At 68.3% G+C, this 14,260-nt stretch carries 12 protein-coding genes and 1 tRNA gene; 2 read left to right on the top strand and 11 right to left on the bottom strand.

The features are described from left to right. Positions 1-80 precede the first annotated feature (80 nt). Entirely contained in the window at positions 81-620 is a 540-nt protein-coding gene (locus ACHFFZ_RS09510) for a GtrA family protein (protein WP_394276396.1), read from the top strand. 16 nt (positions 621-636) lie between these two features. Here the strand turns inward: ACHFFZ_RS09510 and ACHFFZ_RS09505 are convergent, their stop codons facing one another. The 10 genes from ACHFFZ_RS09505 to ACHFFZ_RS09460 all read right to left on the bottom strand — a co-directional run bounded on the left by ACHFFZ_RS09505 (position 637) and on the right by ACHFFZ_RS09460 (position 12,879). Then, a complete protein-coding gene (locus tag ACHFFZ_RS09505) occupies positions 637-3,819 on the bottom strand; it encodes an efflux RND transporter permease subunit (protein WP_394276395.1) in 3,183 nt (1,060 codons plus the stop codon). Between the two features lie 72 nt (positions 3,820-3,891). Next, positions 3,892-4,812 carry an NAD(P)-dependent oxidoreductase gene (locus tag ACHFFZ_RS09500; protein ID WP_394276394.1) on the bottom strand — a complete coding sequence of 307 codons (921 nt, stop codon included), beginning with the start codon at positions 4,810-4,812 and terminating at the stop codon, positions 3,892-3,894. Positions 4,813-4,912: 100 nt separating this feature from the next. Beyond that, a complete protein-coding gene (clpX, locus tag ACHFFZ_RS09495) occupies positions 4,913-6,208 on the bottom strand; it encodes an ATP-dependent Clp protease ATP-binding subunit ClpX (RefSeq protein WP_394276393.1) in 1,296 nt (431 codons plus the stop codon). 93 nt (positions 6,209-6,301) lie between these two features. Further along, complete coding sequence (locus tag ACHFFZ_RS09490) at positions 6,302-6,979, bottom strand: ATP-dependent Clp protease proteolytic subunit (protein WP_394276392.1); 678 nt, start codon at positions 6,977-6,979, stop codon at positions 6,302-6,304. Between the two features lie 8 nt (positions 6,980-6,987). Continuing rightward, complete coding sequence (locus ACHFFZ_RS09485; RefSeq protein WP_394276398.1) at positions 6,988-7,584, bottom strand: ATP-dependent Clp protease proteolytic subunit; 597 nt, start codon at positions 7,582-7,584, stop codon at positions 6,988-6,990. A gap of 106 nt (positions 7,585-7,690) precedes the next feature. Further along, positions 7,691-8,914 (bottom strand): AI-2E family transporter, encoded by a 1,224-nt coding sequence (locus ACHFFZ_RS09480; RefSeq protein ID WP_394276397.1) that lies wholly within the window; start codon positions 8,912-8,914, stop codon positions 7,691-7,693. Positions 8,915-9,107: 193 nt separating this feature from the next. Beyond that, the gene (tig, locus tag ACHFFZ_RS09475; RefSeq protein WP_394276391.1) at positions 9,108-10,595 is read right to left on the bottom strand and encodes a trigger factor; all 1,488 of its coding nucleotides are present in this window, start codon (positions 10,593-10,595) and stop codon (positions 9,108-9,110) included. A gap of 200 nt (positions 10,596-10,795) precedes the next feature. Then, positions 10,796-10,869, bottom strand: a tRNA-Gly gene (locus tag ACHFFZ_RS09470). An 89-nt stretch (positions 10,870-10,958) separates the two neighbouring features. Next, complete coding sequence (locus ACHFFZ_RS09465; RefSeq protein ID WP_394276390.1) at positions 10,959-11,966, bottom strand: acryloyl-CoA reductase; 1,008 nt, start codon at positions 11,964-11,966, stop codon at positions 10,959-10,961. 43 nt (positions 11,967-12,009) lie between these two features. Next, positions 12,010-12,879 carry an SDR family oxidoreductase gene (locus ACHFFZ_RS09460; protein WP_394276389.1) on the bottom strand — a complete coding sequence of 290 codons (870 nt, stop codon included), beginning with the start codon at positions 12,877-12,879 and terminating at the stop codon, positions 12,010-12,012. Between the two features lie 104 nt (positions 12,880-12,983). Here ACHFFZ_RS09460 and zupT point away from each other — a divergent pair, with 104 nt between their 5' ends. Then, positions 12,984-13,781, top strand: coding sequence for a zinc transporter ZupT (zupT, locus tag ACHFFZ_RS09455; RefSeq protein WP_394276388.1), 798 nt, complete (start codon positions 12,984-12,986; stop codon positions 13,779-13,781). A 49-nt stretch (positions 13,782-13,830) separates the two neighbouring features. On the opposite strand, the gene ACHFFZ_RS09450 is transcribed toward zupT, so the two are convergent. Continuing rightward, the coding region (locus tag ACHFFZ_RS09450) for a DMT family transporter (protein ID WP_394276387.1) at positions 13,831-14,260 on the bottom strand (430 nt) is incomplete at its 5' end.

Here is a 14,260-nt window from a genome sequence, read left to right as displayed (position 1 = left end):
CCCCGAGCCTGACGGCTCGGGGCCTTCCCGCGTCTCTTGGACCCCGCACCGATCGATGCCAGATCGGTAGGATCGGGATCGTGATCCCGCCGCCCGCGACGACGAGCACCATGACCGCCACCGGCTGCGAGCCTTCGGTGGATTCCCCGTCACCATGGAGACGGCGCTTCGACCGATTCCGCGACGGCCTGTGGAGCCTGTTCCCACAGGCCATCCGCCACCACCTGCCCGTCACCCTGGTCGGTTACTGCCTGATCAACCTGTTGACCTTCTCCACCGACATGGCACTGCTGTGGTTCGGCTTCCGGGTGGCGAGCCTGCCCTATCCGGTCGCCGTCAGCGCTGGCTACATCGTCGCCCTGGCCCTGGCCTATGCGCTCAACCGGACCCTCAACTTCGAGTCCAACTCCCCCGTCGGTGGTGAGCTGGCGCGTTATGTCGTCACCGTCGTGGTGAACTACGCACTCCTCGTCGTTGGACTGTCGTCGCTGCTGCACCACGTGGGCGTGCACTTCCAGCTGGCCCGCCTGCTGGCAGCCACCGCCGAGGCCGTCTTCATGTACTGCATGATGCGCTGGGTAGTCTTCCGACGCACGCCACGCCACGCCCACGACGGCTGAGGGCTGCCAGGCAGCCTCAGCGAGAGCGACGGGGACGGGCCGGCTCCTCCTCGACCAGCGCTGCACGCTCCGGAGCATTGGAGGCCGTCGGGAAGCCACCGCGACGCTTCTCCAAGCGGCCCTCGACGAGCGAGTAGAGCACCGGCACCAGAAGCAGGGTGAGCAGTGTGGAGCTGAGCAGGCCACCGATCACGACGATCGCCAGCGGCTTGGAGATGAACACGCCGCCACCGGACAGTCCCAGGGACATCGGAATCAGCGCGAAGATCGTCGCCACGGCCGTCATCATGATCGGCCGCAGACGCTGGCGGGCACCCTCGACCAGTCCGGTGTGCACGTCCATTCCCTCACGGCGGTAGTGGTTGACCAGGTCGATCAGCACGATCGCATTGGTCACCACCACACCCACCAGCATCAACAACCCGATCATCGACGGGACGCCCAGGGGCGTGTCGGTGAGCAGCAAGGCGATGATCGCGCCGACCGCCGCGAAGGGGATGGAGATGGTCAGGATCAGCGGCTGCACGAGGCTCTTGAAGGTGGCCACCATCACGACGTAGACGATGGCAACAGCCGCCAGCAGTGCCAGCCCGAGCTGGGCGAAGGCCTCGCCCTGCTCGGTGGCGACACCGCCGAGCTCCGCGCTGGCCCCCGCCGGCAGGGTGGTCTCGTCGAGCTTCTTGCCGACCTGCGCCGTGGTGGCGCCCAGGTTGTCACCGGTCGGCGTCAGGGTGATGGTGACCGAGCGCTGCCCGTCGGTGTGGTCCACCTCGGTGGCCACCGAGTCCTGACGGACCGTGGCGACCTGCCCCAGCGTCACGGCACCGGACGGACCCACACCCACGGGCATGGCGCGCAGCTCGTCCAGGCCCACCGGCTTGTCCTTGCTGGTCACCACAAGGTCGATGGTGCGGCCGTCGCCGGTTTCCACCTGGCCCAGCGTGGTGGGGCTCAGGCGTGAGCGCACCAGCTGGCCGATGGCCTGCTCGCTCAGTCCCGCCGCCGCGGCCTTGGTCTGGTCGACATCCACCTGCACCTGCGGCTGGTCGGCGGCCAGACTGGAGCTGACATTGCTGCTCTCAGGCACCGTCACCAAGGCTTTGAGCAGCGCGTCATTGGCCTGCTGCAAGGCCTTCTGGTCGGCGGCGGTGACCACCACCTCCACGTCACCGCTGCCCATCCCCTGGGCGGCACTGACCGTCACCGGACCGTCATCCTCGAAGGGCTTGACGGCCTCGCGCACCCGCTCGGCCAGCTCGGTCTGGTCGGCGTCCGCATCGGTGGTGACCGACAGGGTCGCCTGGCCCTGTCCGCCTCCACCGAACATGGCCTCGATGCCGGAGCCGCCCAGAGTCGCCTGCACGGTCTCGACCCCGTCGAGGCCCAGCACGGCCTTCTCCACCTTGGCGGCGCGGGCGTCCTGTTCGGCCAGGGACAGCGCCGGCGGGTACTTCTGGGTGATGTTCAGGGTGTTCATGCCGGAGCTGCCCAAGAAGTCGGTCTTGAGCGTGCTGCCCAGCGCGACCGAGGCGCCCAGGAGCAGCAACGAGAGCAGCACCGAGACCCAGCGGTGGGCCAGGGCCCAGTCGAGGGCCGGCAGGTAGGCGCGCTGCAGCCAGCCCTTGCGCTCGGCCTCGTGTGCCTCGGCCTCCACCGCGACAGCGTCGGCGGGACCGTCGATGGGCTTGAGGAACCAGTAGCACAGCACCGGCACGATCGTCAGTGCCACCAACAGGGAGGCGAGCAGCGCGATGGTCATGGTGAAGGCGAAGGGCCGGAAGAGCTCGCCGGTCTGGCCGCTGACCAGGCCGATCGGGATGAAGACCGCGACCGTGGTGATCGTCGCGGCGGTGATGGCGGTGGCCACCTCGCGCACGCCATTCATGATCGCCTCGTACTTGCCCTCGCCATAGGACAGGTGGCGCTTGACGTTCTCCACCACCACGATCGAGTCGTCCACCACCCGTCCAATGGCAATGGTCAGCGCCCCCAGGGTGAGGATGTTGAGGCTGAAGCCCGCCATGCGCAGGCCGATCAGCGTCAGCAGCACCGAGACCGGGATCGAGACCGCGGTCACCAGGGTGGAGCGCAGGCTCTTGAGGAAGACCAGGATCACCACGACCGCCATCAGCAGCCCGAGGCCGCCCTCGACCAGCATGTCGTGGATCGACTGGGTGATGAAGGGTGCCTGGTCGAAGACGGTGGTGAAAGTGGGCCGGTCACCCATCGCCGCAGCGATGCCGGGCAGTGCGTCACTGATCGCCCGGGAGACCTCGACGGTGGAGCGGTCGGGGGTCTTGGTGACCGACAGCGACAGGCCCTGCTTGCCGTTGGTACGCGAGACCGAGGTGGCGGGCGCGTGCACCTGGGTGACGGTCGCGACCTGGCCGAGCGTCACCGGCCGGGGCGCCGGGCTCGGCTGGGTGGCCGGGGCGGCGCCGGGCGCAACGGCGGGCGCGGTGCCCACCAGGGCCAGTTCCTTGACGTCGTCGACCGAGCCGAAGCGCTTGCCGACGGTGACGGCCAGCTCCTGACGCCCCGAGGCCAGCTGCCCACCCGAGACCAGGCCGCCGGACTGGGTGAGCACCTGCTGCACCTGGGCGGTGGTCAGGCCCGCGGCGGCGAGCTTCTTCTCGTCGGGCACCACCTGGACCTGCTGCTCGCGGGCGCCCGACATGCTCACCTGGCGCACGCCCGGGATCTTCTCCAGCTCCGGGATGCCGATGGCCTGCAGGCGCTGCGCCAAGGCTTCCGGAGTGCCCTCGTCGCTGACCGAGATCACCTGCACCGGCATGTCCTCGGTGGAGCCGGTGAAGACCTGCGAGTCGGCCTCCTCGGGCAGCACCGACTTGATGCGGCTGACCGCGGCTTGTAGCTGCTGCTGCACCTGGTCCATGTCGGAGCCGTACTCCACGTTCACCGTGACGGTCGAGGTGCCCGTCGACGAGGTGGAGGTGTAGCCCTCCAGCCCCTGAAGGCCCAGCACCGCCTGCTCGATCGGCGCGGTGACCTTCTCCTCCACCACCTGCGGGCTCGCGCCCGGGTAGCTCGTCATCACGAAGGCGCTGGGGATCTGCAGCGACGGGATGAGCTCCTGCTTCAGTCCGGTAGCGGTGAGGCCCCCGAAGAAGACGGCGAAGATCGTGATGAGGGCGATCAGGGCGCGGTTGCCCAGGCTGAGCTTCGCCAAGGTGTGCATCGGGGTGCTCCTGAAGGGGGGGGATCAAGGACTGTGCGTGCCGAGACTACCCCGCAGGAGTGGCCAACCCCGTCACAGCACGCGGTGGTCGATCTCCTCGCCCTTGACCAGGCGCTGCACCTGCCCGGTCACCAGCTCGACGATGCGGTCGTCCATGCTCGAGGAACGGCCCCCGACATGCGGGGTGATCAGCACGCCGTCGATCTGGCGCAGCGGGTGGTCGGCCGGCAGCGGCTCGGGATCCATCACGTCGAGCGCCGCGCGGATGTGGCCGCTACGCGTTGCCTCGACCAGGGCATCGGTGTCGACCAGCGGGCCGCGGCCAATGTTGACCAGCAGCGCCCCCTGCTTCATCCGGGCCATCATGTCGGCTTCGAACATGCCGCGCGTCTTGTCGGTCAGAGGCATCCCCAGGATCACGACATCTGCCTGGGAGACCAGTTCGGGCAAGGACTCGGGGCCGTGGACGGTGCCCTGCTCATCGGTGCGCTCGCGGGAGGCGGCCCGCACGACGGTGGCGCTGAAGGCGTCCAGACGACGGTGGATGGCCTTGCCGACACCGCCGACCCCCACCAGCAGGACGGTGCGGCCGATCAGGCCGGGGTGGAAGCGCTGGGTCCACTCCCCCTCGTGCTGCTCGCGCAGGTAGGTGTCCAGCCCGCGCTCGGCGGCCAGCACCAGGCCCAGGGTCAGCTCGGCGGTGGCGTCCTCGTGCACGCCCACCGCATTGGCCAGCACCACGCCCTCGGGCAGGTGCTTGTCGAAGTCGTCATAGCCGAGCGACTGGGCCTGCACGGAGCTCACCTCCTCGCCGGCCAGGATGTCGAGCACCTGGGGCTTGGCCATGTAGGGCATGACCGCCAAGTCGATTCGTCCCAGCCCGGAGGGCCCCTCCATGGGCCAGACCTCCAGACGGACGTCATCGGGGAGCTCGGGGCGCAGTCGCTCCAGCAGCTCCTGGGTGGGCACGGTCACGAGCACTGAGGTGGTCATGCCCCCATTGTGGCTTGCCACTGCGCCAAGAGCCAGACCATGTCCGGGCCGTGCATCCCCTGCAGGCCGGAAGTCCCGGCCTGACCCGCCCGCGCGGTGCTCAGGCGCTCAGTTCGGCCCGATGCTTGCCGCGACGCGAACTGTTGTTGGCCACCAGGGTGGGTGCTGCCTCGCCGCGCACGCAGGCGCCGGTCACCACGACCTTGCTGACGCTGTCCTGACTGGGAACCTCGAACATGACGTCGAGCAGCGTCTCCTCCAGGATCGAGCGCAGGCCACGGGCGCCCGTCCCGCGCTCCAGGGCCTTGCCGGCGACCGCCTCGACGGCGTCGTCGGTGAACTCCAGGGTGACGCCGTCCAGCTCGAACATCTTGCGGTACTGCTTGACCAGCGCATTGCGCGGCTCGGTGAGGATGCGCACCAGCGAGTCCTGGTCGAGCGGCGAGACGGTGGCAACCAACGGCAGGCGGCCGATGAACTCAGGGATGAGGCCGAACTTGTGCAGGTCCTCGGGAGAGACCTGCGCAAAGGGATCGCCCACCTCGGTACGGGAGTCAGGGCTGGTGTTGAAGCCCAGCGGGCGCTTGCCGACCCGGTCGTTGATGATGTCCTCTAGGCCGGCGAAGGCACCCCCGACGATGAACAGCACATTCGTGGTGTCGATCTGGATGAACTCCTGCTGCGGATGCTTGCGCCCACCCTGCGGCGGGACGGAGGCGACCGTGCCCTCCAGAATCTTCAGCAGCGCCTGCTGCACCCCCTCACCGGACACGTCGCGGGTGATCGACGGGTTCTCGCTCTTGCGCGCCACCTTGTCGATCTCGTCGATGTAGATGATGCCCGTCTCGGCCTTCTTGACGTCGTAGTCGGCGGCCTGGATGAGCTTGAGCAGGATGTTCTCGACGTCCTCACCCACATAGCCGGCCTCGGTCAACGCCGTAGCATCCGCCATGGCGAAGGGCACGTTGAGCATACGGGCCATCGTCTGGGCCAGGTAGGTCTTGCCACACCCGGTGGGACCCACCAGAAGGATGTTGGACTTGCCCAGGTCGACGCTCTCGTCCTCGGGCGAGCGACGGCTCGGGCCGGCACTGGCGGTGGCCTGGACGCGCTTGTAGTGGTTGTAGACGGCCACGGCGAGGGTCTTCTTCGCGGTGGACTGGCCGATCACGTAGGAGTCGAGGAAGTCGCGGATCTCGGTGGGCTTGGGAAGCTCGTCCAGCAGTCCCACGTCGGAGCCCTGGCTGAACTCTTCCTCGATGATCTCGTTGCACAGGTCGATGCACTCGTCGCAGATGTACACCCCGGAACCCGCGATGAGCTTCTTCACCTGCTTCTGGCTCTTGCCACAAAAGGAACAGGTGAACAGGTCCCCTGATTCACCGATGCGCGCCATGCCACGTCCTTTCCACGTCGTCACCGACCCTAGCCCGCCAAGGGGCCGTGGCTTCCAGCGACTGGCCGCCACGGCCCCTTGTGCAGCAGGATTTCAGGCGAGATCCTTCAGCGAGGTGAGGATGTCGTCGACGATTCCGTACTCGACTGCCTCCTCGGCGGTCAGGAACTTGTCGCGCTCGATGTCCTTGCTGACCTGCTCCACGCTCTGGCCGGTGTCATTGGCCAGCATGTTCTCCATCAGGCTGCGGATGCGCAGGATCTCATTGGCCTGGATCTCCAGGTCGGAGCTCTGGCCGTAGGTGCCCTCGGTCGCGGGCTGGTGGATCAGGATCCGCGAGTTGGGAAGCGCCATGCGACGGCCCTTGGTACCGGCGGCCAGCAGCACGGCCGCGGCGGAGGCGGCCTGGCCGAGGCAGACGGTCTGCACGTCGGGCTTGATGTAGCGCATGGTGTCGTAGATCGCCGTCAGCGCCGTGAAGGAGCCGCCGGGCGAGTTGATGTACATGCTGATCGGACGCTCGGAATCCATCTGCTGCAGGCACAGCAGCTGGGCCATCACCGCATTGGCGACCTCATCACCGATCGGGGTCCCGAGGAAGATGATGCGCTCCTCGAAGAGCTTGGTGTAGGGGTCGACGCGACGCATCCCGTAGGAGGTGCGCTCCTCCCACTGCGGGATGTAGTAGTCCATCGACGGACCGGTCGGGGCCATGCCACCCGGCATGGCCGGGTTCTGCATCTGGGCCGGCATCGGGATGTTGTTGAACATTGCCGTCCTCACTGGTTCGGGGCGTCGCTGGAGATCTGCGAAGCGCGCTCGTAGACGTGGTCGATGAAGCCGTACTCCAGGGCCTGGGCCGCGGTGAACCAGCGGTCACGGTCGGAGTCGGCCTCGATCTGGGCCAGCGGCTGCCCGGTGTGCTGTGCGATGAGCTCGGCCATCTGCTTCTTGATGTGCAGCGACTGCTCCGCCTGGATGCGGATGTCGGAGGCCGTGCCACCGATGCCGCCCGAGGGCTGGTGCATCATGATGCGGCTGTGCGGCAGCGCATAGCGCTTGCCGTGGGTTCCGGCGCTCAGCAGGAACTGGCCCATCGAGGCAGCCAGGCCCATGGCCACGGTGGCCACGTCATTGCTGATCCACTGCATGGTGTCGAAGATCGCCATGCCGGCGGTCACCGAACCACCCGGGGAGTTGATGTAGAGGTAGATGTCCTTGTGGGGATCCTCCGCATTGAGCAGCAGCAGCTGCGCGCAGATGGCATTGGCATTCTCGTCCTTGACCTCGTCACCGAGGAAGACGATGCGATTGGCCAGCAGGGACTGGTAGACGTTGTCGGTCATCCCGAAGCCGCTGCCGACGCCACCCGCCATGCGGGGGCCGGGGTCAGTCTGAAAATCGTTCACCCCTGAAACCTACCCGGTGGCGGTGACAAAACAACGCCGGACCGGGCTTTGGCGCCCCAGCGGCGCTACGCCCTCAGCCGACGGGCTCCCCATCGCTGACCCGGGAGGAGATCAGCGTGTTGGCCCAGCGCGAGGCCGGGTCCACGTCGACCAGCAGGGCCTTGCACAGCAGGCTCAGCGGCAGGGCGATCAGGGCGCCCAGGCCACCGAAGACCCAGCCCCACAGCAGCAGTGAGGCAAAGGACATCGTCGGGGTCAGACCGACGGCATCGCCGGCCACGCGTGGCTGGATGATGGACTGGATGACGAAGTTCACCACGCAGTAGGCCACCACCACGATCACCGCGGGCTGCCAGCCGCCGTCGACCAGCGCCAGCAGCGCAGGCGGCACCAGGCCGATGACAAAGCCGATGTTGGGGATGTAGTTGGTCAGGAAGCTGAACATGGCCCAGACCAGGGCCAGCGGGACGCCCAGCCCGATCAGGATGACGTAGTCGACTGCCGCCACCACCAGGCCGAAGACGGTGCTGACCAGCCAGTACTTGCGGATGCCCTGCGCGAAGCTCTGCAGCCCGTCGACGAAGGCGGGATGGCTGCGGCGGGCAGCGTCGAGGCGCTCGTCGATCTGGATGGAGTCCATCACCATGAAGATCAGGGTGGTGATGATCACCACGGCCAGCGAGGCCACGCCCGAGACATTGCTCAGGACCCCGGTGACCACCGTGACGACACTGTTGGGGTCGATCCCCTTCAGAGCATTCACCAGCACCGTCTGCTCGAAGCCGAGGCCCTTGAGCAGGTCCAGAGACTGGTTGTAGAGGGCGGTGAACTGGGCGGTGTACCGGGGCAGCTCACCCAGCATCGCGGCGACGCCATAGCTCAGGCCGAGCACCATCAGGCCCAGCACCACCAGCACGGTGATCCCCGCCACCACCGCGCCCAGCCAGCTGGGCGCACCCCAGCGCACCAGCACGCGCTGCAGCGGATAGGCCGTGATCATCAGGTTGAGGGCGAAGAAGACCGGCGCCACCAGGCTGGAAATCTCCCGCAGTTCTCGCAGCGAGACCAGGGCGGCCGCCAGGCACAGCAGCACCAGCACCAACCGCGGCATCGCGCCGCCACGGCCCTCCGGCTCGAGGGACTCGACCACGGCCTCGGGAGCCTGGGGCTCGGGGACCTCCCGCACCACGATCCGGCGCTGCGCGGCGCGCCGGTCGGTGACACGTGCCGCCGCCTGCTGGGGGGTCTCGGGTCCGTGCAGGATGCCGACGTCCACCGTCTCGGCCGGCCACTGCATCCTGGCCCGGAAGGGTCCGACGGACAGCCGTCGGCGAAGGTTCTCGAGCACTGCTGACTCCTGCATGACTGGAGGGATGGAATGTGCCTGTCGGGGCACGAATGCCGACTGGGCGCCGCACCGATGGTGCGACGCCCAGTCTAGGGCTGCATGGGCCGTGGCCTGGTCAGGCCGACCCGACTACGGGCAGAACTCAGGCCTCGTCGGCCTTGGGCTCGGCAGCCGCGGTCTTCTTGGCGGCGGTCTTCTTGGCGGCGGTCTTCTTGGCCGGGGCCTTCTTCGCAGCCGTCTTCTTGGCCGGAGCCTTCTCGGCAGCCTCGTCCTCGTCTTCATCGGACTCGGCCAGCGAACCGTCCGGGCCGAGCTTGGACAGGTCGATGGTGCGGCCGCTGGCGTCGGAGATGGAGGCACCGCTCACCATCTCGGCCAGGGCCTTGGAGCGACGCACCTCCTGCATCCACTCGGGCAGGTGGTTGTGCTCCTGCATGTGCTGGATCTCCTGCTCGGGCGAGGTGCCGTTCTGCTGCGCCTTGGAGAAGATCATCTGGGTCAGCTCTTCCTGACCCACCTCGTACTCGTTGTCGTCGGCCATCTTGTCGAGCACGATCTGGGCACGCAGGGCGTCCATGGAACGCTTCTCGATCTCGGCCCAGAACTCGTCCTCGGTCTCGGCGGTCTCGTCCTCGGCGTCCTTGAGGTACTGCTCGACGCTCAGGCCGGCGGCGGCCAGCTGCTGGGTGACCTGCTGCTTGCGGGCGTTCACCTCGGCCTCGACCAGGGACTGCGGAAGCTCGAAGTCGGTCTTGGCGATGACGGCCTCGAGGACCTTGTCGCGGGCATCGGAAGCCTGCTCGAGGCGGGCCATGCGCACGATGGACTCCATCAGGTCGGCACGCATCTCCTCGGCGGTGTCGAACTGGCTGACCATCTGGGCGAACTCGTCGTCGATCTCGGGCAGCTCCTGCTCCTGCACCTTGGTGACGGTGACCTTGATGTCGGCGTCCTCGTCGCGATGGGCGCCGCCCAACAGCTTCGAGGTGAAGGTCTTGCTCTCGCCGGCCTTGAGCCCGATGATGGCCTCGTCCATGCCCTCGAGCATGCCGCCCGAGCCCAGCTTGTACTGGATCCCCTCGGCGGTGGCGTCCTCGAGGACCTCGCCGTTCTGCGAGCCCTCCAGGTCGACGGTCACGACGTCGCCATCCTTGGCGGCGCGCTCCACGTCGTTGTTCGTGGCGAAGCGCTGGCGCAGCATGTCGATGCGCTCCTCGAGGTCGGAGTCCTTGACCTCGGTGTCGTCGACCTCGACCTGAATGGTCGAGAAGTCGGGCAGGTCGAACTCGGGACGCACGTCGACCTCGGCGGTGAACTGGACGTTCTTGCCGTCCTCGAGGTTGGTGACGTCGATCTCGGGCTGGCCCAGCGGGGTCAGCTTGTGCTCGACGACGGCCTGGCCGTAGGCGTTGGGAAGTGCGTCGTTGATGGCCTCCTGCAGCACCATGCCGCGCCCGTAGCGCTGGTCGATGATGGCCGCGGGAACCTTGCCCTTGCGGAAGCCGGGGATCTGCACCTGCTGGGCGATCTCCTTGTAGGCATTGTCCAGGCTCGGCTTCAGTTCCTCGAAGGGCATGTCAATCGTGAGCTTCACCCGGGACGGGCTGAGCTGCTCAACAGTGCTGGGCACAGGTTCTCCTGATCGTCGTCAGATTGGTTGGACGCGCGCAATGCATGGGCGCTCGCACGCAGACCCGATCCATGCTAGCGACCCGTGGGCGCCACGGCCAACGACTGGCCGGTCAGGACGTCTGCCTGCCGGCAGCGATCATTGGTGGCATGCCCTTGGAATGACGGCGGCCCCCGTCCTTGGACGGGGGCCACCGGTGCTGGAGCGGATGACGGGAATCGAACCCGCGTAGCTAGTTTGGAAGACTAGGGCTCTACCATTGAGCTACATCCGCGCGCCTGCTGGGCAGGCCCCGCAATACTAGCCGATCCTCGGCCGGTGCGCGAAAGCACTGGCCCTCGACACTTCTGGGCGGGCAGCTGCTCATGCCTGGCAGTCGACCACCGTGCGGCCGGTGCCGCGCCCCTCGAGCAGCTTCCGGGCCGTCTCCTGGGCCTCGGCCAGCGCGACGGTGCGGGTCATCTGGTCGAGCTGGGCCCCGTCGAGATGCTGTGCCAGCAGCTGCCAGGCGCGGGCCCGCAGCTCGGGGTCGATACGCACCGAGTCGATGCCGAGCAGGCTGACGCCGCGCAGGATGAAGGGGGCGATGTTGGCCGGCAGGTCGAGCCCGGCGGCATTGCCGCAGCAGGTGGCCACTCCCCCGTCGTACAGCCCGGCCAGGGCGTTGACGAGCACGTGGCCACCGACCGCATCCACCGCGGCGGCCCAGCGCTGGCGTGCCAGCGGCCGGCCGGGCTGGTCGAGTTCGGCACGGGCGACCACTTCGACCGCTCCGCGGGCGCGCAGCTGCTCGCCCAACTCGTCGGGCCGACCGGTCACGGCGTGGACCTCGTGGCCGAGGGCGGCGAGCATCGAGACCGCGACCGAGCCGACCCCGCCGCCGGTGCCGGTGACCAGGACGGGGCCGTCGTCGGGCGTGATGCCGGCATCGATGAGCGCCAGGATGCTCAGGGCTGCGGTCAGGCCGGCAGTGCCGATGGCGGCCGCCTGGCTGGGGGTGAAGGCATCGGGCACGGCGACGGCGTCGCGGCCCCCGATCCGGGCGCGCGTCGCCAGGCCGCCGTGCAGGGTCTCGGAGAGCCCCGCCCCGTTGAGGACCACGACGTCGCCGGCCGTGAAGGAGTCGTCGCGGCTGGCCACCACCTCGCCGACCAGGTCGATGCCTGCCACCAGCGGGTGGCGGCGCACCACACCGGGGCGCCCGTGCAGCACCAGCGCGTCCTTGTAGTTCAGGCTGGAGTGGAGCACCCGCACGTCGAGCTCGTCGGCCCCCTCGGGGGCCTCGTCGAGCAGGGCGATGTCGAGCGACTCCAGGGCGGCGGTGGCCGTCGCCCCGTCCTTGCGGACGATCCATCCGGTGAACTTCTCCACGTCTCCTCCTGGTGTGCGCAGTGGGCCTGGCGTGGCGGCTGGCTCAGAAGACGGGCTTGCCGCCAGTCACGCCCAGCACGCTACCAGAGACATAGCTGGCCTCGTCGCTGGCCAGGTAGACATAGGCGGTGGCCACCTCGATCGGGTGCCCGGCCCTGCCCAGGGGCGTGTCGGCGCCACAGCCCTCGACGCTCTCCTCGGTCTTGGTGGCCGGCTGCAGCGGCGTCCAGATCGGCCCGGGAGCCACGGCATTGACCCGAATTCCCTTCGGGCCCAGGTCGGCGGCCATCGAAACGGTGAGGTTGTTCAGGGCCGCCTTGGTGGCGGCATAGTCCATCAGGCTCTCGGACGGGTCATAGGCCTGCACCGAGGTGGTGATGACGATCGCCGATCCACTGCCGAGGTGCGGCAGCGCGGCCTGGCAGAGCCAGACGGTGCCGTACAGGTTGGTTTCGACGGCCTGGCGCATCTCGTCCTCGCCGATCTCGGCCAGGCCCTCGGTGCGTCCCCAGTGGTAGCCGGCATTGGCCACGACGATGTCCAGCCCTCCGAGGCCCTGCACGGCGGCCTCGACCAGTTCCTGGTTGGCCTGCTTGGTGCGAAGGTCCTTGGGCACCAGCACGGCGGTGCGCCCCTCGGCCTCGATGAGCTGCTTGACCTGGTCGGCGTCGGACTGCTCGGCCTCCAGGTAGCCGATGGCCACGTCGGCGCCCTCGCGGGCGAAGGCGATGGCGGTGGCCCGTCCGATGCCGGAGTCTGCGCCGGTGATCAGGGCCTTCTTGCCCTCGAGTCGTCCGCGGCCGATGTAGCTGGTCTCGCCGTGGTCGGCGGGCGGATCGAGCAGGGTCGTGAGGCCGGGCCACTGCTGCTGCTGGGCGGGGATGGAGTCCATGCGGGAAGTGTCGATGTCCATGCAACCACGCTAGGGCCGCACAGCGCCGGGCGTGGCCCTCGTTCTTCGTCGGCGTAAGGCTTTGCGGTCCACACCACCCAGGCAGTCCTGACTAGGATCCCGCCATGGGAGCTCTCGACACCACCCAGGCAGCCTTCCTGCTGACCATCCTGGCCGGACTGGCGACGGCCCTGGGCGGACTGGTCGTCATCACTCGCCGCTCCCCCTCGCACCGTCTGCTCGCCTCGGGCCTGGGGCTGTCGGCAGGGGTGATGCTCTACGTCTCCTTCATGGAACTGCTTCCCACTGGTTCCCGCAGCCTCGAGGGCCACGGCGGTCAGTGGCTCGCACTGGGCGCCTTCTTCGCCGGGATCGCGGTGGTGATGGCGATCGACCGGCTGGTCCCCGCACCGCTGAACCCGCACGAGCCGTCGGACGAGGAACCGAGCGGCGCCAACGAGCTCCGCGCCCAGGCCCTGATGCGCACCGGGCTGATCACCGCCGCCATCCTCACCCTGCACAACATGCCCGAGGGCTTCGCCACCCTGGTCACCGGCCTGGAGGACCTGCGCGCCGCGGTCCCGATCGCCGTGGCCATCGCCATCCACAACATCCCCGAGGGGATCGCCGTCGCCCTGCCGATCCTCGCGGCGACGGGCTCGCGCCGGCTCGCCTTCGCCTATGCCCTCGGATCGGGCCTGGCCGAACCGCTGGGGGCCGCCCTGCTCTACTTCACCCTCCGCTCCTGGATCTCGCCCGAGATGATTGGGCTGAGCCTGTGCACCGTGGCCGGGGTGATGGTCTTCGTCAGCCTCGACGAACTGCTGCCGACCGCCGAGAAGTTCGGCGAGCACCATGCGGCCGTCTACGGGCTGGTGGCGGGGATGGCGGTCATGGCCATCTCACTGCAATTGATGGCCTGAAAGTGTGCCGGGCTGTCGGGCATGGCGCACCCGCATTCTGGGCTTCGGCTCACAACAAGCGAATCATCGCCACCCCGGCGACGAGCACGAGCAGTCCCACCAGCCGGATCGGCCCCACCGGGCGGGGCGGGTTGTGCAGGAGTCCGAAGCGGTCGACCACCACGGAGGCCAAGGTCATGCCGAGCAGGCTGAGCACGATCGTCATCCCGGTGCCGATCGTGGGAGCCAGGGTCGCATTGACCGCGACGTAGAGGGCTCCCAGCAGGCCGCCGGTCCACATCCACCAGGGATTGCCGCGCTCCCCGGCCGGGACCTCCAGCTTCGGGCGGGAGCTCAGGGCCAGGTTGAGCAGCACCAGGGCGAGGGTGCCGATGCAGAAGGAGACGAGTGCCGAAGCGCGTGGCGAGTCGACGAGCACGCCGAGCCGGCCGTTGATGGAGGTTTGGGCTGCCGACATCATGCCGGCCACCACTCCCCCG

It is taken from the genome of Luteococcus sp. (assembly GCF_043424415.1).
In the GTDB taxonomy this organism is placed as follows: domain Bacteria; phylum Actinomycetota; class Actinomycetes; order Propionibacteriales; family Propionibacteriaceae; genus Luteococcus.
Note: the sequence above shows the minus strand (reverse complement) of the source record. Positions and strands in the feature narration are given on the sequence as shown.

Excerpts from the sequence above, each read along its gene's own strand:
- ACHFFZ_RS09505 (WP_394276395.1), bottom strand. The coding sequence starts at position 3,819 with ATGCACACCTTGGCGAAGCTCAGCCTGGGCAACCGCGCCCTGATCGCC.
- ACHFFZ_RS09500 (WP_394276394.1), bottom strand. The coding sequence starts at position 4,812 with ATGACCACCTCAGTGCTCGTGACCGTGCCCACCCAGGAGCTGCTGGAG.
- clpX (WP_394276393.1), bottom strand. The coding sequence starts at position 6,208 with ATGGCGCGCATCGGTGAATCAGGGGACCTGTTCACCTGTTCCTTTTGT.
- ACHFFZ_RS09490 (WP_394276392.1), bottom strand. The coding sequence starts at position 6,979 with ATGTTCAACAACATCCCGATGCCGGCCCAGATGCAGAACCCGGCCATG.
- ACHFFZ_RS09485 (WP_394276398.1), bottom strand. The coding sequence starts at position 7,584 with ATGGCGGGTGGCGTCGGCAGCGGCTTCGGGATGACCGACAACGTCTAC.
- ACHFFZ_RS09480 (WP_394276397.1), bottom strand. The coding sequence starts at position 8,914 with ATGCAGTGGCCGGCCGAGACGGTGGACGTCGGCATCCTGCACGGACCC.
- ACHFFZ_RS09460 (WP_394276389.1), bottom strand. The coding sequence starts at position 12,879 with ATGGACATCGACACTTCCCGCATGGACTCCATCCCCGCCCAGCAGCAG.
- zupT (WP_394276388.1), top strand. The coding sequence starts at position 12,984 with ATGGGAGCTCTCGACACCACCCAGGCAGCCTTCCTGCTGACCATCCTG.